We start from the raw sequence: 21,373 nt of genomic DNA on the forward strand, positions 1-21,373 counted from the left end.
GATGAAAAGTCTAATTCAATTTTCCCTGCGCAATAAATTTGCGATCTGGCTCCTGACCATCATCGTCACCGTTGTCGGCTTATACAGCGGCTTGACGATGAAACAGGAGACCATCCCGAATATCAATGTCCCTTATCTCAGCGTCACTGCGGTTTATCCGGGAGCCGCGCCGGAAGGCGTCGTTCAGGATATCACCAAACCGTTGGAAACGCGGCTGCACAACGTAGACGGAGTGAAGACCATTACCTCCACTTCCATGGAGAATGCCGCATCGCTGTTTATCGAGTTTGATTACGGCACCAATTTGGACAACGCTACCGCGGCCGTGCGGGAGGCGTTGAATGATGTGGCGCTGCCGGAGGATGCTCAGAAACCGCAAATCACCCGGTTTAGCCTGAACTCGATGCCGGTCATCTCGCTCAGTATGTCCCAAGAGGGCGATGATCTCGAAGCATTGACCCGGACCGTCGAGAACAGTGTCATTCCCGAGCTGGAAGACATTGAAGGCGTAGCGTCGGTACAGGCTTCCGGCCAATACGTCAAAGAAGTTCAATTGAATTTCGACGAAGCGAAGATGCAGCAACTCGGACTTACCGAAGAGACGGTCCAAGGCATCGTCCAAGCCTCGGCTTTGCGCGTTCCACTCGGCCTGTTTGATATGGAAAAGGCCCAAAAGGCTGTCGTCGTCGACGGCAATGTCACGACGGTTGACGACCTGAAAAACCTCGCGATTCCGGTTACCGGCGGTGCAGGCGCCCAAGGTGCAACTGGCGCGGCAGGTGCCGCGGGTACCGCGGGTGCTCAAGGAGCCGCAGGCGCGGCCCAAGGCGGCATGGCCGCCATGCCGACCGGTCTTCCGACCGTGAAGCTCGGCGATATCGCCAAAATTGAAGTCGTCGGTAAAGCGGAATCGATTTCCCGTACCAACGGCGAGGAATCGATCGGCATCCAAATCGTTAAGGACAACGACGCCAACACGGTTGACGTCACCAATCTCGTTAAAGACAAGATCAAAGAGCTGGAAAAGGAATACGGCAACATTCATATGACGGTCATGCTTGATCAAGGCAAGCCGATCACCGCATCCGTTCATACCATGCTGTCCAAAGCATTGTTCGGCGCGTTGTTCGCCATCCTGATCATTCTGCTGTTCCTGCGGAATATCCGCTCTACCATTATTTCCATCATTTCCATTCCGCTTTCGCTTCTGATTGCCATTCTGATTTTGAATCAAATGGACATCACCCTGAACATGATGACGCTCGGCGCCTTGACCGTTGCGATCGGGCGGGTCGTCGACGACTCGATCGTCGTTATCGAGAACATTTACCGCCGCTTGTCGCTAACCGGCGAGAAATTGAAAGGCGGTAAGCTGATCATTGAGGCAACGCGGGAAATGTTCATCCCGATCATGTCTTCGACGATCGTCACGATTGCGGTCTTCCTGCCGCTTGCGTTCGTCAGCGGCATGGTGGGAGAACTGTTTAAACCGTTCGCTTACACTATGGTTTTCGCCCTGCTCGCCTCCTTGCTCGTCGCCGTCACTCTGGTGCCGGCATTGGCTCACACGTTGTTCCGTAAAAGTCTGGGCAAGAAGCACGACCATGACAGCAAGCCCAAAGGGATGGCCCGCGGCTATCAGCGCGTGCTGAACTGGACGCTGTCCCATAAATTAATTACTTTCGGTTTGGCGATTTTGCTGCTCGTCGGAAGCGTGGGATTATATCCGCTCGTCGGCGTCAGCTTCCTGTCGGAGGACCAGCAAGAGAAATATGTGATGGTTACTTATTCTCCTGAACCTGGGGACCGCATGGAAGACGTTCAAGAAAAAATGGCAAAAGCCGAATCTTTCATTTTAGGTCAAAAAGACATTGAAAGCATTCAATACTCCGTCGGCGGCGGCGGCCCTCTAAGCGGTATGGGCTCTTCCAACTCCGCCCTGTTCTACGTCATGTACGATGAAGATACGAAAAATTTCAGCCAGGTGAAGGAAGATCTGCTCACCGGGTTGGAAGAACAGGTTCCCGAAGGGGAATGGGGAGATATGAGTGCGCTGATGACCGGCGGCTTGGGCGGCTCCACGCTTAGCGTCAACGTCTTCGGCGACGATCTGGAAACGATCAAACCGGTATCCGAACAGATTCTGACTTGGGTGCAGGAAGATACGAAAAACTTTGAAGAGGGAGAGACCTCGCTATCCACGGCTTACGATCAGTATACATTGGTAGCGGATCAGCAAAAGCTGAGTTCCCTGGGTCTTACGCCGGGACAGCTTGTCATGGCGTTAAGCCCTGCGCGGGAGCGCCCGGTTCTTACCGAGGTGAAAGTCGACGGCAAGACCTACAAAGTTTATATCGAAACGGAAAAGAACACTTACTCCAGCATTCAGGACATCGAAAACGAAACGCTGACTTCCCCGCTCGGCCTGCAAGTGCCGATTAAAGACATTGCCAAGGTGGAAGAAGGCACTTCGCCGAACTCCATTATGCGGATCGACGGCAAGATGGTTGTTGAGGTGAGCGCAAACATTCTCGGTAACGACGTTCAAAAAGCGTCCAACTCCATCCAGGACAAAATCGACGGAATGGACTTGCCGGAAGGCGTGACCGTTAAATTCGGCGGCGTCACCGAGCAAATCAACGAAACGTTCGGCCAGTTGTTCCTGGCGATGGCCGCGGCCGTCGCGATCGTTTACTTCGTGCTCGTCGTTACGTTCGGCGGCGGTCTTGCACCGTTTGCGATCCTGTTCTCCTTGCCGTTTATCATCATCGGAGCGATGGTCGGCCTTCTCATCGGAGGACAGCCGTTGGATGTTTCGGCCCTGATGGGTATTCTCATGTTGATCGGGATCGTCGTCACCAACGCGATCGTGCTTATCGACCGGGTCATTCACAAGGAACGCGAAGGCTTATCTACGCGTGAAGCCCTGCTTGAAGCCGGCGCAACGCGGCTACGTCCGATCCTGATGACGGCGATCGCAACGATCGGCGCCCTGCTGCCTCTCGTCATGGGTTGGGAGCAAAGCTCGGGGATGATCTCCAAGGGTCTCGGGATTACCGTAATCGGCGGCTTGATCAGCTCCACCTTGCTGACGCTGGTCATCGTACCGATCGTATACGAATTCCTGGCGAAATTCCGCCGTCGCGATCTTCAGGCTCACGACGCGGAATTCTAAGAAAATTCCTTCTAAAATCAAAACGCGAGATGCCAAGGGCAAGCCAAGCCCCGGCACTCGCGTTTTTTCATGATATCAGCTTACTCAGCTCCCGGAGATGCTCCAGGTCCATGGCAAGGAACTCCACAAGCAGCTCCGCAAGTCCGGCGTAAAGCGGACTTGATGTCGCATCGGCCAGTTCGGAAGCAAAACGGGGAGCCCATTGCATGAGATGGGATTCCAGGAACCTGATCTGTGCTTCCGCCAGCTCCATGCAGCTATCCGGCAGTCCGGCTTTGCATAACGTTTCCTCGCCCAGCACTGCCATAAACTCCAGCTCCAGTGCAATATGATCGTCGCACTCGCCGGAGATCTTATTGAAAACCACGCCTCGTTCCATATAGGTCTGACGGATGTCCGATAGGCAGGAGAATGCATCCACACCCTCGTCCTTGGCACGGAACAAGCTTTCGCAGGACGTAAGCACCCTGCTTTGCCCCGAAAATAAACGGCGGTATTCTTCGGCTTCCCCAAGGCACACGCGCCGGAAATCCGCTTCGGGAATCGTCTCCAAATAACTTTTTATTTTCTTGCCGCCTTCACTTACCGGAATGATTTGTTTCAGTTCCACTTGTCTACGCCAATGCGCAATCAGCGACACCCGCGGCGGACGGCTAAAAAATTCCGCCAGCAGCTGGTAAACCCATCCTCTCGTCTCCATCCAGCGCGCCTGTTGACCCGATATCCGAACAGGCTCCTTAAACAGCATAGTCATAAAGGTCATCTCCCTATCTGACTGGTAGTACACATGTGTATTCGTCCTTTAAAAAAAGATGACTTCCTTCAACGCGGAAATCATCCATATCATATATACCGACACATGATTAAGGGGGATCATGTATCTTCACTTCCCATTATATACTAAAATGAAAGCGCTTAACGTCGAGTTTTTGACAAATTGGCAAACCTTGACTATTGCCTTTAAAGGGGCGGCTTAAGCCATGCCTCCGCCTGTTCGACATCTCCCGGCCGATTCATGTTGAAGGGGAGCCGCTCCGGCGGCATGCCGGCGGCTTCCGCCAACTCTGCGCCATCCACGTATTCCGCCTTGAGGCCTTCCACCCAGCGGGTCATCTTCAGGTTGCCGCCCGCAAGCTCCCGCTCCAGGCCGGGAAGCACGCTCCGGCGGTAAGCGGCCAACAGCGGTTGAACGCGACCTTCGAGGGATGGGATGACTGCTTCAAGGTCGGCAACCGGATCGCCGATTGAACCGGCGACCTCCATAAGCCGCGTCCGCTCGGCCAACCAACGGAACGCGCCCCGGCTCACAAACGGCATGTCGCAAGCCACCGCAAGCACCCACGGCGTTCTCGCGGCGGCCAGGCCGGCGTGAAGCCCCGCCAGCGGTCCGGAATTCGGAAACGCATCTTGCACCGTCTCCAGCCCCAGGTAGCGGTATGCTTCGGCGTGGCCGCCCCCGGCAATCAGAATCCGGTCGGCGACGCCGTCCAGCTCCCGCACCAAACGTTCAATGACCGGTACTCCCCCTACCGGCAGCAGCGCCTTGTTGCGCCCCATCCGGGTCGACCGCCCTCCGGCGAGTATGATTGCTGTTATTTTCATCGAATACACATCCTCATATACAAACAATGGAAAATCAATAAGAAGCTGGTTTGTATCCCTTTTCATTAATGTGTTACATTGAGAACGTAGTCAACCCCATTGAAAGGAATGGCGAGCTTGCCTGACAAATCCCAATCCTCTTTTGATTATAAATGGCCCCTGGGGCTGCTTAACTTTTTGATTTACGGAACCTTGGTGATCTTTTCCGCCTTTTTTCAATTATACTTGCAAGATATCGGTATGGACAAACTCGAAATCGGCAGTCTGATGGCGATCGGGCCCCTGATTTCCTTACTCGCTCACCCGTTATGGAGACATCTGGGCGACCGGGGGCAAAACTCCCGCACCGTGCTTCTTGCCATGATGATCGGACTTCTGGTCATGGGCCATCTCGTGTTTAAGGTAAATACCTTCCACATGCTGTATTTGTCGATGATTCTGCTGTTCTTTTTCCAGAGCCCGTTGCTGGCTCAGACCAATACGCTCACGCTGGGCTACCTGGAAAATAACGGCCGGAAATTCCGCGCGTACCGGTTCTGGGGTTCTCTGGGCTGGACGTTCGTCGCCCTCGCCGCAGGGCCGATCATCGACCATGTCGGGGAGAACGGAATCTCGCTCGTCTTCAGCATCATGCTGATGTTCGGCATCGGCTGCGCCCTGCTTCTGCCACCGGTGAATTTTACGACGAGTACGCCCTGGATCACGGGTCAGGAAATTCGCAGAACGCTGCAAAATAAATATTTTATTGCGTTTGTCCTGTTTGGTGCATTGGTGTCCATCCCAAACTCCATTAACGGGATATTTATGCCGCTATTTATTACCGACTTGGGCGGATCGCGACTGCAGGTCGGCGGCGCGGTATTTCTTTCGACCATTTTTGAAGTGCTTGCCTTTATGCTGCTTAATCGATTTTTAAAACGGAAAATGTCCTATTTGATGGGATGCCTTACCATAGTGAGCCTGTTGTTTGCCCTGCGTTGGTATTTGATGGCCGAGGCGACTTCCCCGCTTCAGGTTATACTGATCCAGGTGCTTCACGCCGTCACCTTCGGCGGCTTCTTCTTCGTCGGCACCCGGCTGACCACCCTGTTTCTGCCTAGGCCGCTCCGGTCTTCCGGACAGGCCGTGTTCACCTTCATGCTTAGCGGGGCGGCAGGCGTTATCGCAGGTTTTTTCGGGGGATGGATCTTCCATAACTTCGGCCCTGTCGCGATGTACAAGACGGGGGTCACCCTCACCTTTGCCGGTGCATTCGGCTTCGCCCTCATGTGGCATTTCTTCCGCAAGCACGGTTATTCGCCGGCTATGGCAATCAAAGAAGAGCCTTAATTGTCTTTTAAAAAACAAATAAGAACCCGGGCGGCGTCACGCCCATTCGCTTTACGCGAGTGGTAACGCCGCCGCTGCCGGGCTCTCGTGTGGCGATTCAACGAATCAACGTGGCGACTTGTTGAACGCTCTCCTTCAGTTTACACTATGAAATGCATTACAGAGCAAGCTTTTCAAAAAGTTTTGTATTTTTTTGGAGGAGGGCTTGTGATTGGCGAACATCAAAGAGATTGCCAGGGCCGCCGGCGTATCCGTCGCGACCGTTTCCCGGGTGCTGAACGGACATCCTTACGTCAGCGAAGCCAAGCGGCGAGCCGTTGAAAAAGCAATGGAGCAATTGCAGTACGCCCGCAATATGAACGCCGTTCATCTGATCAAAGGAACAACGGAAACGGTGGGGGTGATCCTCCCGCAAATCAACTACGCCTATTTCGCCCAGCTGATGGAAGGAATCGCCGAGGGAGCGCTTCGGCACAATTATCAGCTCATGCTTTGCCAGACCGGGTATCGCCCCGAAGAGGAAATGAAGGTTCTGAGGATGCTCCGCAATAAGCAGATCGACGGGGTTATTATTTGTTCCCGTTCCCTGCCGCTAAATCAGATCGGGTCCTATGCGGAATATGGGCCTATCGTCTTGTGCGAAGATGCGGGGGATCTTCCGTTGTCGTCAGTGTTTTTTGATCATTATGCCGCCTTCCGAAAAGCAATCCTTTATTTGTGGAAAAAGGGACACCGGGATATCGGTTTCACGCTAAACCGCAAGAACAGCCAGAACAGCCTCAGGCGAAGGAATGCATACAAGGACACGCTTCGAGAGTTGGGAGGACGGGGACGCGAGGAATGGATGCTTGACGGGTGCACCGAAATCCGTGACGGCAGGGTCATCGCCGACTGGCTGCTCGGGATGAACGAACGGCCCAGCGCGCTCCTGATCAACGGCGACGAAGTCGCTGCGGGATGTCTGGTCGCCGCCCGCGAACGAGGTCTTCGCATCCCCGACGATATTGCCATCGTCGGCTTTGACAATCAGCCGATTTCCGAAATGTTCGGCATCACGACGATCGATAATCGGCTGTCCGATATCGGAATCCGGGCATTCGAGGCCGTTTATGAACAAATCCGCGATCCCGGAAAAGGCCGGAGGAGGGAGGAGCTCCCTTTTCGGCTGATCGAGCGGAGTACGGTATAAGAAGAATGCTGGCCTATACATTAAAAAAAGCCATACTCAGCCTCGGCTGAATATGGCTTTTTTGCATAACATTAAACTTACTTCGGCAACTGGAAAGAGCTTTTCAGCGAAACGATCAGATTGAACACCGGATGGCCCGGTTTCGAATATTTCGGATCGACATTGAAATAACCGTGGCGGAAAAACTGGAATTTGTCCTGCGGCTTCGCATCCTTCATCCCAGGCTCCACATAACCGTGCATGACCGTCAGCGAGTTCGGATTGACCCGTTCGAGGAACGTCTTTTCTTCTCCGTTTTCCTCTTCGTCTTCATCCAGAATCAGCGGCTCGTACAGCCGGAATTCGGCCGGTACCGCCTGGCTCGCTTCGACCCAATGAATCGTTCCCTTCACCTTACGGCCCGTAAACCCGCTGCCGCTCTTGGTTTCGGGATCATAGGTGCAGTGAATCTCCACCACATTGCCGTTTTCGTCCTTGATTACATCGTTGCATTTAATGAAATATGCATGTTTAAGCCGGACTTCGTTGCCCGGGAACAAGCGGAAATACTTGCTCGGCGGGTTCTCCATAAAGTCATCCCGCTCGATGTAGATTTCGCGCGAAAACGGAATTTGACGGCTGCCCATCTCCTCGTTCTCACTGTTGTTTTCGGCCTCCAACAACTCGGTCTGCCCTTCCGGATAGTTCGTGATGACCACCTTCAGCGGGTCGACGACCGCCATCGTGCGCGGTGCCTTCAGCTTGAGGTCCTCGCGGATAAAATGCTCCAGCATTTTCACGTCGATGGAACCGTAAGCCTTGGAAATCCCCGTCTCGTACACGAACGCCTTGATCGCTTCCGGTGTATACCCCCGGCGGCGAAGGCCGGAAATCGTCGGCATGCGCGGATCGTCCCAGCCGTCCACAACGCCTTCGTCGACGAGCATTTTCAGCTTCCGCTTGCTCGTCACGGTTTGCTCCAGGTTTAGACGGCCGAATTCATACTGATGCGGTACGGAAGGCATTTCCGTCTCGGCAATGACCCAGTCATAGAACGGTCGTTGATCTTCGAACTCCGTGGAGCAAAGCGAGTGGGTTACGCCCTCGATGGCGTCCTCCAACGGATGGGCGAACGTGTACATCGGGTAGATGCACCACTTGTCCCCCGTGTTGTGATGAGTTGCATGCACGATGCGGTAAATAACCGGGTCGCGCAAGTTGATGTTCGGAGACGCCATGTCGATTTTGGCGCGAAGCACCTTCTCGCCGTCCTTGAATTCCCCTGCGCGCATTCTTGCGAACAGGTCCAGGTTCTCTTCTACCGAACGGTCCCGGTACGGGCTGTTTTGGCCCGGCTCGGTCAGGGTTCCCCGCGTTTCGCGAATTTGGTCGGCGCTGAGATCATCCACATACGCTTTTCCTTTTTTAATTAGGATCAGGGCACGCTCATACATTTCCTCAAAATAATCGGAAGCGAAACGGAGCTCCTCCCATTCGAATCCGAGCCATTTCACGTCCTCCTTGATGGAGTTGACGTATTCGACATCCTCTTTTACCGGGTTCGTGTCGTCGAACCGCAGGTTCGTCCGTCCGCCAAACTCGTCGGCCAGAGTGAAATTGATCCAGATGGCCTTGGCATGGCCGATATGCAAATATCCGTTCGGTTCCGGCGGGAACCGGGTTACGACCTTATCTACTTTACCGCTCTGCAGATCTTCGTTGATAATGTTTTTGATAAAATTGGGTGGGGTACTGCTTTGGTTATGGTTCTCCACGATGATCAACCTTTCCGTTCAGGATCTCGGTCTGTACTATATAAGTTGAACCTTGAATCAGATAAGTCGAGCAATTGAAATGGATATGTGGGCAAGTACGTAAAATATGCCTACGATCGCTGGGAATCATTTTACTCCCTTGCCTGCATCTCATTATTTAGCTTTACTTATATAAATGCGGGTCATCTTATATAATCCCTTTTTTCTTCTTCTAAATATACCGATATCTCGTTAAATGTTCAATGGCGCGTCCACCGGACACCACATCAGAATATCGTCCACATAAACGCCGTTCAACAAAAATTCTTCAACCAGCCGCCCCTGCTCCTCAAACCCGCAGCTTCTGTAAAATGCGATCGCCGACGGATTGCTTGCCAGCACGCGCAAAGACAGCTTGCGGACTCCGTGTTCCGCGGCAAGCTGCTTGACGGCCTCCATCAGCCTGCGTCCGATGCCTCGTCTCTGATATGCCGGATGAATGGCGATGTTAATCTCATATACATGCCTGTTGCTGTCCAGCGGAGTCGGATGGCCAAAACCCAAATATCCGCACACTGTTTCGCCGATGACCGCTACAAGCTGGCTTCCCGGCGGGCATTTCTGCAAATACTGTTCACGGGATTCCCAGTGCAGCAGCCCTGCGGGGGTCGTAAGCTCATCCCATGCGAGAGCATCCAGCTCCATCAACTCTCCCGCATCCCGCATTTGCGACAATCTGACCAATACCGAATCTGTCATAACAAACCCGCTTCCTTTCCTAAAACCCAAAATTAATGGATCTGATCCGCCTCCACCAGTCCCCGTACGTTCTCCCGGTTAAGCCGGGCATGAATGATAAAAGAGATCACCGACAGAAGAGCGATTCCTACCGCCAGCCAAGCAACCGGAGTCAGTCCGTTCCAGTCGAAAAGGACACCCATCGCATACGGGCCGACCACTCTTCCCGCGGCTCCCATACCGCCGACTACGCCCAAATAGAAGGGGGCCGACTTGCCTGTCCGTTCCGAAATAAACGAAGGAATCGCCGGCGAAATCAGCATTTCGCCGAATGTAATGAGCACCATGGCAAGCACCATGCTCGGATAATTGTGGAACCCGAGAATCATAATATAGCCGAGCATATAAAATACCGCGCTGGCCGTCAACTGCGCCTCCTCCGATTTTGCGAACATCCGCTTGATCCAGAGAATAAACGGCTGGCCCACAAAGATCAGAACTCCGTTGAGCGTCCACAATATGCTATAGTTCCATTCCGGCATCCCTTTGGAAATGGTATAAGGCGAAACCCCGTTATTCCAGATGCAATTGCCGAGCCAGAGAAAAAACGAACCGACTCCCATGAACAGATACACTTTATATCTTCCAAGCAATTTCCAACTTTGCTGTTTTTCCGTATCGTTTTTCGGTTTCCCCAGCTTAAAGTCGCCTTCGCTTTTTTGAACTTTGTTCAAATAAATCCAGAAAAAAACGGCAAATCCCGCCGAAACCAATCCGTTTAAAATAAAGCTCATATCATAGGAAATACGGGCGAGGAATCCGCTGAGACCCGTCCCGAGCGCCACGCCGATGTTGTTCGCGACGTAAATGACATTAAACAGTTCCCCGCGCCGCTCGGCAAAACGAAAGCCGATAAACGCCTGAATGGCAGGCATGGAAAGGGCGTTAAAAAAGCCGATCACGCCCATCAGCGCCATAAACACCGGCCAGTTTCCGCTGCCGTAGGGCAGCAATAACAGGAACAGCGCATTCAGGCCAACGCCGCCGACGATAAGCTTTTTAACCCCGAGCTTATGATACAACGAGCCACCGAGGACTTGTCCGACAATGCCGCCGACCGACATGATCAAAATCACGAGACCGGCATCCGTCACGTTCCGGCCCAGTACCTTGAACACGAACATCGTGATCAACGGCCACATTAACGACCCTCCCGCCGAACTGATCAAGCTGGCGACAAGAAACACTTTCACTTCCCGCGGATAGGACTGCAACCATTTCATCCCAGATCTCTCCCCCTCTGCAAGCCCTATTTTTATTATTCCGATATGTACACTGTGCATCTAAAATACAAAGAGAGCCCCGAGGGGCTCCCTACATCACCAAAAAAACGCACTGTCGCATCAGCAAATATTTGTGGCCCAGATTACAATAGTATTACTCAAAAAGTCCGCTTTCGGCAAGTACATTTATTGACGCTTTACCTCGACGACGGTGGAGAAAAAGACCGCGCCGCCGCCCATATCCGCCAACCGGTCGGAGGTCAGGGCATTGGCCCGGCGGCGCTTGCCGCCCTTCTCCCACCAGAGCCCTTGGCTGACGACCGTGCCCGGCAGCATTTTATCGGTAACGTTCGCTTTGAGCCGGTAGCTTCCCCGATCATTCCGGACGACGACCTCGTCTCCGTCCTGGATGTTGCGTACCATGGCGTCCTCCGGATGAATTTGCAGCAGAGGCTCCTTCTCCAAGGCCGTCAATTTCTCCACATTGGCAAAAGTCGAATTCAGGAAGCTGTGATTCGGCGGCGAAATGAACATCAGCGGATAAGCGGCGTCCCCCGCCGGCCGATTCTCTCCGTCATAGCCTTCTTGCAGCGGCATAAACGTCGGAAGCGGCGGAAGCCCCGCCTCGGCCATACGCGCCGAGTACAGTTCGATTTTGCCCGAAGGCGTGGTCAATCTCTCCAGATATTCCCGCTTATGGCTCATATCCAGCTTGAGAAAACGGTGCTCCTTCAATCCCTCCAGGGTAATTCCGTTCAAATACGGGTTGTCAGGGTAGTTCAGCCCTTGCCGGATCATGTCTTCTTCCGTATCGCGGAACGCCTCTTCCTCAAAGCCCATCGCCTCCGCGAGCAGGCGGAATACTTCCACATTGCTTTTGCTTTCGCCCCGCCGCGGAATGACCGGTTCCTGCAATTGGACGTAATGATGCCAATAGGATGCATAGATATCCGTATTTTCAAATGTTGAGGTCGCCGGAAGCACGATATCCGCATATTTCGCCGTATCGGTGATAAAAAGATCATGCACGACCGTAAACAAGTCTTCCCGGGCCAGCCCTTGTTCGACCTTGTTCGTATCCGGAGCCACGACGGCCGGATTCGCGCAATAGACGAACATCGCGCGGATTTTCGGCTCCAGGCTCGTCAGCGCCTCGCCGATCCGGTTCATGTTGATCGTCCGGATGTTCGGATTGGCTCTTAACTCCGGACGTTCCAGTGCGTCCGTATTCATCTCGCCGTAGGCGCCGTTCGACTTGAACGCCCCGCCGCCCGGTACGAGCCACTGGCCCGTCAAGGCGGGCAGGCAGCTGATCGTGCGGATCGCCATTCCCCCGTTGTCATGGTGCTGCAGCCCGTTCCCCATGTGGATATAAGCCGGGGACGTTTCCCCGTACATGACGGCCAGGTTCACGATGTCATCCGCAGGTACGCCGGTAATCTTCGATACCCGCTCCGGCGTATATTCCTTCACGTGCTCGCGCAGTTCCTCATGGCCGACCGTATAGCGTTCCAAGAAGGCTTCGTCCGCCAGCCCGCGCTCGAACAGCACATGCATCATCCCAAGCGCGAGCGCCGCATCCGTTCCCGGGTACAGCGGAATGAACCAGTCGGCCCGCTGCCCGGTCCGGTTGCGATGAACGTCGATGACGACCAGCTTCGTGCCCTGTTTTCTCGCTTGCTCGATCAAGGCGATCTGGTGCATGTTCGTGCTGACCAGGTTGCCGCCCCACACGATGATGAGCTTGGCATTCACCGTCTCTTCCGGACTTGTGCCGCCGCCGAAGCCCATCGTATAACTCCAGCCGACATTCCCCGCCGCGGTGCAAATGGACCGCTGCAGCTTGGACGCCCCGAGCCGGTTGAAAAAGCGCCGGTCCATCCCTTCGACGCTGAGAATTCCCATGTTGCCGTAAAAATTATAAGGCAGAATGCTTTCCGGCCCATGTTCCTGAATCAACGAACGATACCGTCCGGAAATTTCCGCAATCGCCTCGTCCCAGCTGATTCGTTCGAATTTCCCCTCGCCCTTGGCTCCGACACGCCGCATCGGGTACAGCACCCGTTCCGGGTGGTACACCCGCTCGGCCATATTTCGCACCTTATTGCAGATTGCGCCTTTCGTAATCGGATGATCCGGGTTTCCGGTCACCTTGACGATTTTTCCGTTTTCTTTATGCAAGAGCAAACCGCACGTATCCGGACAATCCAGCGGACAGACCGCGGGGAAGACGCCGTTTTGCTCGTCGATCATGTTTTTGTTCACAGTACTCCACCCACTCTCGTAAACATCCGGTTCTTTAATCTTAGGAAAAAGGCGGGGCGGTGTCTACTAGAAAACATGAAGCTGGAACCCTCCGTTGCAAAAAAAAACGGCCAATCCCCCGGCACGGAAGGACTGACCGATTTTCTTTACTACTCCATATTAAGCATGCTTACCGGCCGCTACGGAGGAAGCTTCCGTCGTAGACTGCCCTTTTTTTATCCCGTCATCGGCCGCCTGAGGCTTAACTCCGCCGTCTTTCAAATAAGCGGTCCAGTAGGCTCCGGCCACGAACAGCGCGCCGCCCGCCAAGTTACCCAGCCAGACCGGCACGAAATTTCGCAGGTATTCGCCCCAAGAATAATAACCTTCAAAGATGGCTGCCGGAATCAAAAACATATTGGCCACCACGTGCTGGAATCCGATCGCGACAAATGCCATCGTCGGGAACCAGATGCCGAGTATTTTTCCGCTCATATTATCCGCCCCGTAGGAGAGCCAAACGGCCAGTGCCACCAGCCAGTTGCAGCCGATCCCCGAAACGAACGCCTGCACGAAGCCGTCATCCAGCTTGTGTCCCGCCATATCGACCAGCTTCTCGAGGTAAACCCCGCTTGAGGTCAAACCGGCGACATGGCCGAAAAAATACGCGACAAACAGTGCGCCGATAAAGTTGCTGAGCGTAATAAGCACCAAATTTTTGCACATCTCGCCGGTGGTAATTTTCTTGGCCATCCGGGATAGCGGCACCGCCATCATGTTCCCGGTGAGCAGTTCCCCTCCCGCGAGCAGCACGAGAATCAGCCCGATCGGGAACACCGCCGCGCCGATAAAATTCGCGAAGCTGCCCCATTCCTTGGGCGCGCCGGCAATGACCCGAATATCCAGCAAAAAGCCGAGGGCGATGAACGCCCCGCCCAAAAAACCGAGCACCAGCACCGTAAGCAAAGGATTATGCGCCTTTTTGATCCCCATTTCGACCGTCACTTTAGCAATTTGATCCGGTTTATTGTAAGCCATCGAACATTTCCCCTTTTGACTTGTTGATGATCATGAGGTTTCCGACCCTTATTGTACCTGGCCCCGGAGGATCGTTAAGTAACATTCGTCACGAAATGGATGGATAATCGTGAATTCATTCACAAAAAAAGATTCCATGGCTACATCATGATGCCCCGACAGATCCGAGAATCCGCGGGGCTTATCATGACCTGCATTCTTTTCGCTTTTTAAGCGTTCACCGTTTCCCGTGCCGGAACTTCCGGGAGTGCACCGAGACCGGCGCTGTTCAGGAAGTTCCACGGCTTGTTGTAGTGCGGTTGGAAGAAGAAGTCGACAAACGCCAGTTCCTCCATCTTCATGCCGTTTTGAATGCACACCGAAATCGTGTTGATCGACTGGGTCAAGTCGACCTTCGACATGATTTGAGCGCCGAGAATACGGCGGGTCGCTTTTTCATATACGACCTTCAGCATCACGGGTTCATGCGTCGGCATAAATTCGGGACGATAGTTGTCCGTGATCATCACGGCTTCGGCTTCGATGCCCGCGTCCTTGGCCGCAACTTCGGTCATGCCCGTTCCGGCAATATTGTCCTCGTAAATTTTGATTCCCGATGTGCCTTGCGTCCCCATATATCTCACCGTTGGCGCGACCAGGTTGCGGGCAACCAGGGTGCCCATCCGAACCGCGTTGGTTGCGAGCGGAATGTAGGCATGCTTTTTCGTCGGGTTGTAAAATACCGCGCAGCTGTCGCCTGCCGCATACACGTCCGGCGTGCTGGTCCGCATGTATTCATCTACGATGATCGCGCCGTTATCCAACATGTCGACTTGCCCCTTCAACAGACCGGTGTTCGGACGGAAGCCGATGCACATGATCACCAGATCCGCATCGTATTGGCCGCGGTCGGTGACGACTTGGCGCACTTTGCCCTCCTCGCCTGTGAATTTTGTAACTTTCTCGCCCAAGGCGAGCCGGATTCCGTGGTCTTTCAACGATTCTTCGATTTTATCGGTATACTCGGCATCGAGATATTTGCTCAAAATGCGGTCCTCCGCGTCGATCAGCGTCACCTGCTTGCCGTTCAGCTGGAAGGCTTCGACCAATTCTACGCCGATGTAACCGGCGCCCACGACCACGATGTTTTTGGCCTGCTCCGCTTTTTCGATGATCGTGTTCGAATGGTTGAAGTTTTTCGAAAGCAAAATATTATCCAGCTCGATGCCTTCGAATTTCGGAACGATCGGCCACGAGCCCGTCGTTACGACCAGCTTGTCGAACGTATCGCCAAACTCCTCTCCGGTCTCCAGGTTGCGGGCCCGCAATGTTTTGGCCTTGGTGTCCACCGCGGTCACCTCATGCCGCATCTTGGTGTTGACGCCGAGCTCGGCAAGCTGCGCGGGCGACGAATAGAACAAACCTTGGGGATCCTTCACCATGCCGCCAACGTAAAGGGCGATCCCGCACGACAGAAAAGAGATATTGTCATTGCGCTCATAAACCGTAATTTCCGCTTCGGGGTAAAGCTTTGCTGTATTAACAATGGCTGCCGTTCCTGCATGGGTACATCCGATAACTGCTACTTTCATGATTTCTTCCTCCTCATATCCCCTTGTACTGTATCTGTAACAATTCGGGGTATTATTTGTGAAATTAGTCACTTTATAAACGATGTGTTTGTGAATTTGTTCACCTTATGATCTTATTATAGTGTGACATTTTTCACATTGCAAGAGGTAAATCCGTCGTTCTTAAATTATTCACAATTTTAAGTATTTCTCGAGGTTGATGATGATCCCCCTTTATTGTCTCGTACTGCCTGAAAAATAACCGCGATTCTAAAAAACGCCGTCGGTCTCTGTCTTCCTTTTTGCCCGTTGGAAAATATCCAACCAAATGCCGATTTAACCCACCGGATGAGACGTTGATTGGACAATTTCCAACCTAAAGGCGTGCAGAGTCAATCATTCGGGATGAATCCTGCAATTTCATTGGATAATTTCCAACCAAGCGCTTTAAAACAAGCCATATCCCCCTGCTTCGTTGGATAAAATCCAACCGCCACCAAGGTTTGAATGCTGTTCAACGCAAAAAAAAAAAAAAAAACGGCCCGACACCGAATCCAACTCGGGTCAAGCCGGTTTTGCGTTTTATTTCAAGGATGGAGGATGGTCTCGCACCGCTGTAATTTATGTAAAAAAAAATCGCTATCTCTTCCCCGCCTGGGCGGCAGCGATGATTTCACGGCGCTTCTCTTCCCGTTCCGCCTTCGATAGCTTCGGACAGCCATAGCAATATCCGTGTCCGGTATCGGTCCGGTAGGCCAGGCAACAAGTCGGTTTCATCCGCGTCTGTTCGCCCGGACGGTACGGGTCGTCGAGCCAAATCTTTTTGACGTTGAAAGGATTCCGTTTCAATCCGAACCATTCTGGCTCCAGAATCGCGGAGAAATATTCGAACTGCTCCCTCATCGGTTCCTTAAGGTCCGGCATCCCCAGCTGATCGGCGATGTAATCGAGATAAAATTCCACGCCCAGCGGCATTTGCCCCCACAGCTGCCCAACCGGCAAACCGGAAATTTCCGAGGCCGTCTCCATGACGGGCCGGAGCGTATCCCGTACGAGACCGCCCAGCACTTCACGCCGCCAAACGGGAAGTCCGGCCTTCTCGGGCCATGGCTTCACAAAAGAGTCGTTCAGCACAAAGTAAAAGCGCGGATAGTCATTAACAACATCGATCTGAACCGTAAGATTGGCAAGCGAAAAGTCCGCGCCTCCTTCGCAACTCGCCACCATATAAAGCAAGGCGGCAGGAATCACGCGCCAGCAAGCCGCGTAATACGTGGCCGCCACCTGGATGTCCTGCCCCTTAATTTGTTCCTGGTAGACGGTGAGGAGCCGTTCCGCAGGTTCACGATCCGGCAGCTGATCCGCCTGGATCGTGAACATCGCGTTCGATCTGGGTTCCGTTACAATCGAAAGCGCTCTGTCAAGCACATCAAAATCTAAATGCATTCCTGTCCCCTCCTGATGCCTTCCTTGTATTCCCGGTAAACCGTTTTACAGGAGCGAAGCCAGTTTCTGCGCTTGGTCACCCTTTTTGACGGGGCGAACCTTGCCCTCGGTGGCAGCCCGGTAAAGCTCATACGGGAGGCAAAGCGGCACTCCGCTGCGCGGATCGGTCACGATATCGGCTTCGATGCCGAATACTTCCCGAAGCACTTCGGAGGTAACGACTTCTTCCGGCGCTCCGACAGCCACTGCCTGCCCCTTCTTGATAGCGATCATATGGTGCGCATATCTGGCGGCATGGTTCAAGTCATGAACGACCATGACGATCGTCCGCCCGGATTCGGCGTTCAGTTCCTCCAAGAGTTGCAATACTTCCAATTGGTGGGCCATATCAAGGAACGTCGTCGGTTCGTCAAGGAACAAAATGTCCGTTTCCTGGGCCAGAGCCATCGCGATCCAGGCACGTTGGCGTTGTCCTCCGGAAAGCTGCTCGAGCGCGCGATCGCTGAATTCGCCCATCCGGGTAGCCTCAATCGCCCATTCGACGATCTTGCGATCCTCCGCTTTCAGCCCGCCAAAACCTTTCTGATGCGGAAAACGGCCATAGGACACCAGCTCGTACACGGTCAATCCTTCCGGCGCGGTCGGATTCTGCGGCAAAATCGCGAGCTGTTTGGCGACTTCCCGGGTGGACTGCTTATGGATCGACTTGCCGTCGAGGAGCACGGTTCCCTCTTTTGGCTGCAATATCCGGGACATCGTTTTCAAAATGGTCGATTTCCCACAACCGTTTGCGCCCACAAGAGCGGTAATTTTTCCTTGCGGTATCGAAATATTCAGATCCTGGACAATCAGCCGATCCTCGTAAGCGATATCTAAATGGGATGTCTTCAATGAGGCCATAGCCATCTTCCTTTCCTTCTATCTCATTGGCTTGCTATCTCCAAGTTCTGTCATCTTCATCTCTTCTTCATTAAAGATACTGATAATCATTATCACTTGTCAACAAGAACTTCTCTCCAAACCAAGCAAAGAGCGCCTCATTTGGGCGCTCTTCATAAAAATAACACGTCTATTCGATTAATTTCCGCCCTTTACTACGCGAACCAGCATATGGGCCAGCGCGTGGCGCTGCTCCTGGTTCCCGGCAAGCCACAATTCTTGAAGCAGCTTTTCCTCGGGGCCCCGGGGCTCTTCCTTGGCTGCCAGGTAACCGGCGATTTTTTCGGCGGCCTTCGCCATCAGTTCCTCGCTCATTCCGATACTCTCGGCAAGCTCGATCCGCTCGGCGAGATACTTTTTAAAATGGCCAAAGCTGCTCAAAATCTCCGCCTTCCGTTCGTCGTCGATCCGGTTCAAGGCGTCTTCCACTTTGCCCAACGACATTTCTCCATCCTTGTTCACCACATGATTATGTTCCGACATGTCGGTTCCACCTTCCTTCAGGTCGTTATGGAGTTCGTTACTACATAACCCGTCCGGAAGTGCCATGAATCAGCTGAAGGAGGAGTAGCCTGTTTATGGGGTGTTTACCGAAACCGGAACCGCATCATAATATTCTTCCAGCGTAATCCCGCGCTCGGCGATATCCGCCGCAATCGCCTTACCTACGTAACGCAGATGCCAAGGCTCGTATTTGTATCCGGTAATGTCTTCCTTCCCATCCGGGTAGCGAATAATAAAGCCGTAGTCCGAAGCGTGATCCGCGAGCCACTCCGCCTCCGGAGTCCCTCCGAAGCAGTCCTCGGCCGCGCATTTTCCGTCGCTGCCCGATACGTCGATCGCAAGCCCGGTTTCATGCTCGCTATGGCCAGGTTCGGCACTGTAGGTTTTTGCCTTTTCCAGGCCGTCCCTTTCCACGTACCGGTTAAAAAGCGAAGTCTGCGTGCTGTGCGAACGGTATGCGGACACGCCGGCAAGGTAGATTCCGTCCTTCTCCGCCCCCGCAAACAACTGTTCCAGGGCCTCGGCCGCCTCCTTACGCATTTTACGCTTATCGATTTTATCCTTAAAGGTGAAACGAACATCCGGATATACCAGGTCGTCCGGTTCATAATCGTCCGGCAAAGCGAATTCCTTATTGACCAGAACCGCTACGCTCTCCGCATTTTGGGCTGCCGTCCGGTCCGGCTGATCCGTGGAGGCGCTATTGTTGCCATTGCCGCCGCTTGTTCCGTCCGGATTCTGATTCGTTCCGTTATTATCGTCGCTGGCCGAACCGGTATTCCCGCCGGTCTCCGCTCCGGCATTCGAACCGGAATCCGTTCCGGCCCCGGCATTCGTTTCGACCGCCGTTTCGTTACCCGCCGTTCCTGTCTGGTCGGGCGCCTGCGTCTCATTCGCCTTGTTGCCGCCGCAAGCGGTGAATAAAAAGACTGACATAAGCAGGATAACCGCAACCGGCAAAACCCGCCGCCCTTTCCGTTGTTTCATGTCGATTCCTCCAGTTGAATGATCTTCCGCGAATTGCTATCGGTTAACCGTTGCGGCCGTCCGTCAGGAACGGCCGCGCCCGCGTCTGCCTCCCTGCCCGCGGCCTTGGCCCTTACCGCCGCCGCGGCCGGATGCACCGCTGCCTTGGCCGCCGCGAGAATTGCCCGCCGGGCCGGGCTTCCGCCGGCCTGCCGCAGCGTCCTCGCCGCGGCGCTTCCCGGGCCGGGCAGCGCCGCTGCCGCTCCGCGCCCGGCCGTGCTCGCGCTCCGCCGCCCCCGCGGCGGAGCGGTCCCGTCCGGCGCCGGCGGAAGCCTTGGCGCCGCCCCCAGCACCAATGGCGGTCACATCGCCATTGTCGTACCGCCGGCGTTCCAGCCGGCGGGAAATGCCGCGCTCGATATTGCGGAGCGCGTCCATGTCCTTCTGCGCCGCAAACGTCACGGCGACGCCTTTTTCCCCGGCCCGGCCCGTCCGGCCGATCCGGTGGATGTAACTATCGACATCCTGCGGAATGTCGTAGTTGAACACGTGCGTGACGCCCTCCACGTCGATGCCGCGGGCGGCGACATCCGTCGCCACCAGCAGCTCCAGCTTCGCGTCACGGAAAGCCCGCATCACCTGCTCGCGCTTCGACTGCGACAGGTCGCCGTGCAGTTCGTCGGAAGCGAAGCCCGCCGATTGCAACGCCTCGTTCAGCATGCTGGCGCGCCGCTTCGTGCGGCAAAAGATCACTGCCAGATACGGCCGATGCTGGCGGATCATCGTGATGAGCGCGCTCTGCTTGGTCCGGTCCGTGCATTCCACGACGATTTGCCGGATCGCGTCCAGCGTGACGCGCGAGTCTCCCGCCGCGATGCGGATATCGCGCGGCTGCTGCATATAGGCTTTGGCCAGCCGCTTCACATTATCGGGCATCGTTGCCGAAAACAGCATCGTCTGGCGGCTGCGCGGCACGAGGGAGATAATCTCCTCCACCTCGGCCAGAAAGCCCATATGCAGCATTTGATCCGCTTCGTCCAGCACCAGCATACGGACGGAGCCGAGCGTCAGCGACCCCCGGCGCAAATGGTCGAGCAGCCGGCCCGGCGTACCGATCACGAGCTGCGCGCCATTTTGCAGCTTGCGAAGCTGGCGCTCCACGTCCTGTCCGCCGTAGGCGGCCAACACGGAAATCCCTTCGCGCGCCGCCGCCAATTTACGGGCTTCCGCCGTAATCTGGATCGCCAGCTCCCGCGTCGGGGTAATGATCAGCGCCTGTGCTTCCGGGCGTCCCTCACGGATTTTTTCGATAATCGGCAGCAAAAACGCAAGCGTCTTCCCGGTCCCTGTCTGCGCCTGGACGATGACATCCTCGCCGGCAAGAAGCTCGGGGATCGCTCTTTCCTGCACCGGAGTAGGGTTTACGATCCCTTGTCCCTGCAATATTTGCAAAACGGCTTTGGACAAGCCCATTTTTTGAAAATTTGTCAATACATTCACCTCGTTAGTTGTAGGAGCATTAGGGAGTTATCCCTAAAATCTTTGAATCCTTGGCGCCGCACCGTAAGTTTCCACTTTAATTAAGACACCCGTCTTCGGCAGGCTTTCTTATTGTACCAGAGATTGTCCCGAAATAC

Annotated in this window: 16 protein-coding genes; 3 read left to right on the forward strand and 13 right to left on the reverse strand. The window is 54.3% G+C overall.

Annotation, left to right across the window (positions count from 1 at the left end):
* The first annotated feature begins 1 nt into the window (after position 1).
* Entirely contained in the window at positions 2–3,175 is a 3,174-nt protein-coding gene (locus ACSFXJ_RS23905; protein WP_435922801.1) for an efflux RND transporter permease subunit, read from the forward strand.
* A 67-nt stretch (positions 3,176–3,242) separates the two neighbouring features.
* Here ACSFXJ_RS23905 and ACSFXJ_RS23910 read toward each other — a convergent pair whose 3' ends face one another.
* Positions 3,243–3,929 (reverse strand): TorD/DmsD family molecular chaperone, encoded by a 687-nt coding sequence (locus ACSFXJ_RS23910; RefSeq protein WP_435922802.1) that lies wholly within the window; start codon positions 3,927–3,929, stop codon positions 3,243–3,245.
* Between the two features lie 206 nt (positions 3,930–4,135).
* Positions 4,136–4,777, reverse strand: a complete 642-nt coding sequence (gene mobA / locus ACSFXJ_RS23915; protein ID WP_435922803.1) for a molybdenum cofactor guanylyltransferase — start codon at positions 4,775–4,777, stop codon at positions 4,136–4,138.
* A 108-nt stretch (positions 4,778–4,885) separates the two neighbouring features.
* On the opposite strand from mobA, the gene ACSFXJ_RS23920 reads away from it, so the two are divergent.
* Both ACSFXJ_RS23920 and ACSFXJ_RS23925 read left to right on the forward strand, forming a co-directional pair.
* Positions 4,886–6,106, forward strand: coding sequence for an MFS transporter (locus tag ACSFXJ_RS23920; RefSeq protein WP_435925845.1), 1,221 nt, complete (start codon positions 4,886–4,888; stop codon positions 6,104–6,106).
* 211 nt (positions 6,107–6,317) lie between these two features.
* The gene (locus tag ACSFXJ_RS23925) at positions 6,318–7,295 is read left to right on the forward strand and encodes a LacI family DNA-binding transcriptional regulator (RefSeq protein ID WP_435922804.1); all 978 of its coding nucleotides are present in this window, start codon (positions 6,318–6,320) and stop codon (positions 7,293–7,295) included.
* Between the two features lie 77 nt (positions 7,296–7,372).
* Here ACSFXJ_RS23925 and ACSFXJ_RS23930 read toward each other — a convergent pair whose 3' ends face one another.
* The 11 genes from ACSFXJ_RS23930 to ACSFXJ_RS23980 form a co-directional block, all read right to left on the reverse strand.
* Positions 7,373–9,058, reverse strand: a complete 1,686-nt coding sequence (locus ACSFXJ_RS23930) for a glutamine--tRNA ligase/YqeY domain fusion protein (RefSeq protein WP_435922806.1) — start codon at positions 9,056–9,058, stop codon at positions 7,373–7,375.
* A 222-nt stretch (positions 9,059–9,280) separates the two neighbouring features.
* The gene (locus tag ACSFXJ_RS23935) at positions 9,281–9,787 is read right to left on the reverse strand and encodes an N-acetyltransferase family protein (RefSeq protein WP_435922807.1); all 507 of its coding nucleotides are present in this window, start codon (positions 9,785–9,787) and stop codon (positions 9,281–9,283) included.
* Between the two features lie 32 nt (positions 9,788–9,819).
* Complete coding sequence (locus ACSFXJ_RS23940) at positions 9,820–11,049, reverse strand: MFS transporter (protein WP_435922808.1); 1,230 nt, start codon at positions 11,047–11,049, stop codon at positions 9,820–9,822.
* A 186-nt stretch (positions 11,050–11,235) separates the two neighbouring features.
* Positions 11,236–13,302, reverse strand: coding sequence for a molybdopterin-containing oxidoreductase family protein (locus ACSFXJ_RS23945; protein WP_435925846.1), 2,067 nt, complete (start codon positions 13,300–13,302; stop codon positions 11,236–11,238).
* 171 nt (positions 13,303–13,473) lie between these two features.
* Positions 13,474–14,331: a formate/nitrite transporter family protein gene (locus ACSFXJ_RS23950; RefSeq protein ID WP_435922810.1), complete on the reverse strand. Its 858-nt coding sequence runs from the start codon at positions 14,329–14,331 to the stop codon at positions 13,474–13,476.
* Positions 14,332–14,540: 209 nt separating this feature from the next.
* Positions 14,541–15,902, reverse strand: a complete 1,362-nt coding sequence (locus tag ACSFXJ_RS23955) for an FAD-dependent oxidoreductase (RefSeq protein ID WP_435922811.1) — start codon at positions 15,900–15,902, stop codon at positions 14,541–14,543.
* A 618-nt stretch (positions 15,903–16,520) separates the two neighbouring features.
* On the reverse strand, positions 16,521–17,327 hold the full coding sequence (locus ACSFXJ_RS23960; RefSeq protein WP_435922812.1) for a hypothetical protein: 807 nt from the start codon (positions 17,325–17,327) through the stop codon (positions 16,521–16,523).
* 45 nt (positions 17,328–17,372) lie between these two features.
* Positions 17,373–18,227, reverse strand: a complete 855-nt coding sequence (locus ACSFXJ_RS23965; protein ID WP_435925847.1) for an ABC transporter ATP-binding protein — start codon at positions 18,225–18,227, stop codon at positions 17,373–17,375.
* A gap of 177 nt (positions 18,228–18,404) precedes the next feature.
* Positions 18,405–18,749 (reverse strand): DUF3243 domain-containing protein, encoded by a 345-nt coding sequence (locus ACSFXJ_RS23970; RefSeq protein ID WP_435922813.1) that lies wholly within the window; start codon positions 18,747–18,749, stop codon positions 18,405–18,407.
* A 93-nt stretch (positions 18,750–18,842) separates the two neighbouring features.
* The gene (locus ACSFXJ_RS23975) at positions 18,843–19,757 is read right to left on the reverse strand and encodes a D-alanyl-D-alanine carboxypeptidase family protein (protein ID WP_435922814.1); all 915 of its coding nucleotides are present in this window, start codon (positions 19,755–19,757) and stop codon (positions 18,843–18,845) included.
* Positions 19,758–19,820: 63 nt separating this feature from the next.
* Positions 19,821–21,209 carry a DEAD/DEAH box helicase gene (locus ACSFXJ_RS23980; RefSeq protein ID WP_435925848.1) on the reverse strand — a complete coding sequence of 463 codons (1,389 nt, stop codon included), beginning with the start codon at positions 21,207–21,209 and terminating at the stop codon, positions 19,821–19,823.
* Positions 21,210–21,373 lie beyond the last annotated feature (164 nt).

Source organism: Paenibacillus salivarius (assembly GCF_051307165.1).
Taxonomy (GTDB): Bacteria; Bacillota; Bacilli; order Paenibacillales; family Paenibacillaceae; genus Fontibacillus.

Excerpts from the sequence above, each read along its gene's own strand:
- ACSFXJ_RS23910 (WP_435922802.1), bottom strand. The coding sequence starts at position 3,929 with ATGACTATGCTGTTTAAGGAGCCTGTTCGGATATCGGGTCAACAGGCG.
- ACSFXJ_RS23980 (WP_435925848.1), bottom strand. The coding sequence starts at position 21,209 with ATGGGCTTGTCCAAAGCCGTTTTGCAAATATTGCAGGGACAAGGGATC.
- mobA (WP_435922803.1), bottom strand. The coding sequence starts at position 4,777 with ATGAAAATAACAGCAATCATACTCGCCGGAGGGCGGTCGACCCGGATG.
- ACSFXJ_RS23970 (WP_435922813.1), bottom strand. The coding sequence starts at position 18,749 with ATGTCGGAACATAATCATGTGGTGAACAAGGATGGAGAAATGTCGTTG.
- ACSFXJ_RS23965 (WP_435925847.1), bottom strand. The coding sequence starts at position 18,227 with ATGGCCTCATTGAAGACATCCCATTTAGATATCGCTTACGAGGATCGG.
- ACSFXJ_RS23935 (WP_435922807.1), bottom strand. The coding sequence starts at position 9,787 with ATGACAGATTCGGTATTGGTCAGATTGTCGCAAATGCGGGATGCGGGA.
- ACSFXJ_RS23975 (WP_435922814.1), bottom strand. The coding sequence starts at position 19,757 with ATGAAACAACGGAAAGGGCGGCGGGTTTTGCCGGTTGCGGTTATCCTG.
- ACSFXJ_RS23955 (WP_435922811.1), bottom strand. The coding sequence starts at position 15,902 with ATGAAAGTAGCAGTTATCGGATGTACCCATGCAGGAACGGCAGCCATT.
- ACSFXJ_RS23940 (WP_435922808.1), bottom strand. The coding sequence starts at position 11,049 with ATGAAATGGTTGCAGTCCTATCCGCGGGAAGTGAAAGTGTTTCTTGTC.
- ACSFXJ_RS23905 (WP_435922801.1), top strand. The coding sequence starts at position 2 with ATGAAAAGTCTAATTCAATTTTCCCTGCGCAATAAATTTGCGATCTGG.
- ACSFXJ_RS23950 (WP_435922810.1), bottom strand. The coding sequence starts at position 14,331 with ATGGCTTACAATAAACCGGATCAAATTGCTAAAGTGACGGTCGAAATG.
- ACSFXJ_RS23960 (WP_435922812.1), bottom strand. The coding sequence starts at position 17,327 with ATGCATTTAGATTTTGATGTGCTTGACAGAGCGCTTTCGATTGTAACG.
- ACSFXJ_RS23920 (WP_435925845.1), top strand. The coding sequence starts at position 4,886 with ATGGCGAGCTTGCCTGACAAATCCCAATCCTCTTTTGATTATAAATGG.
- ACSFXJ_RS23945 (WP_435925846.1), bottom strand. The coding sequence starts at position 13,302 with ATGATCGACGAGCAAAACGGCGTCTTCCCCGCGGTCTGTCCGCTGGAT.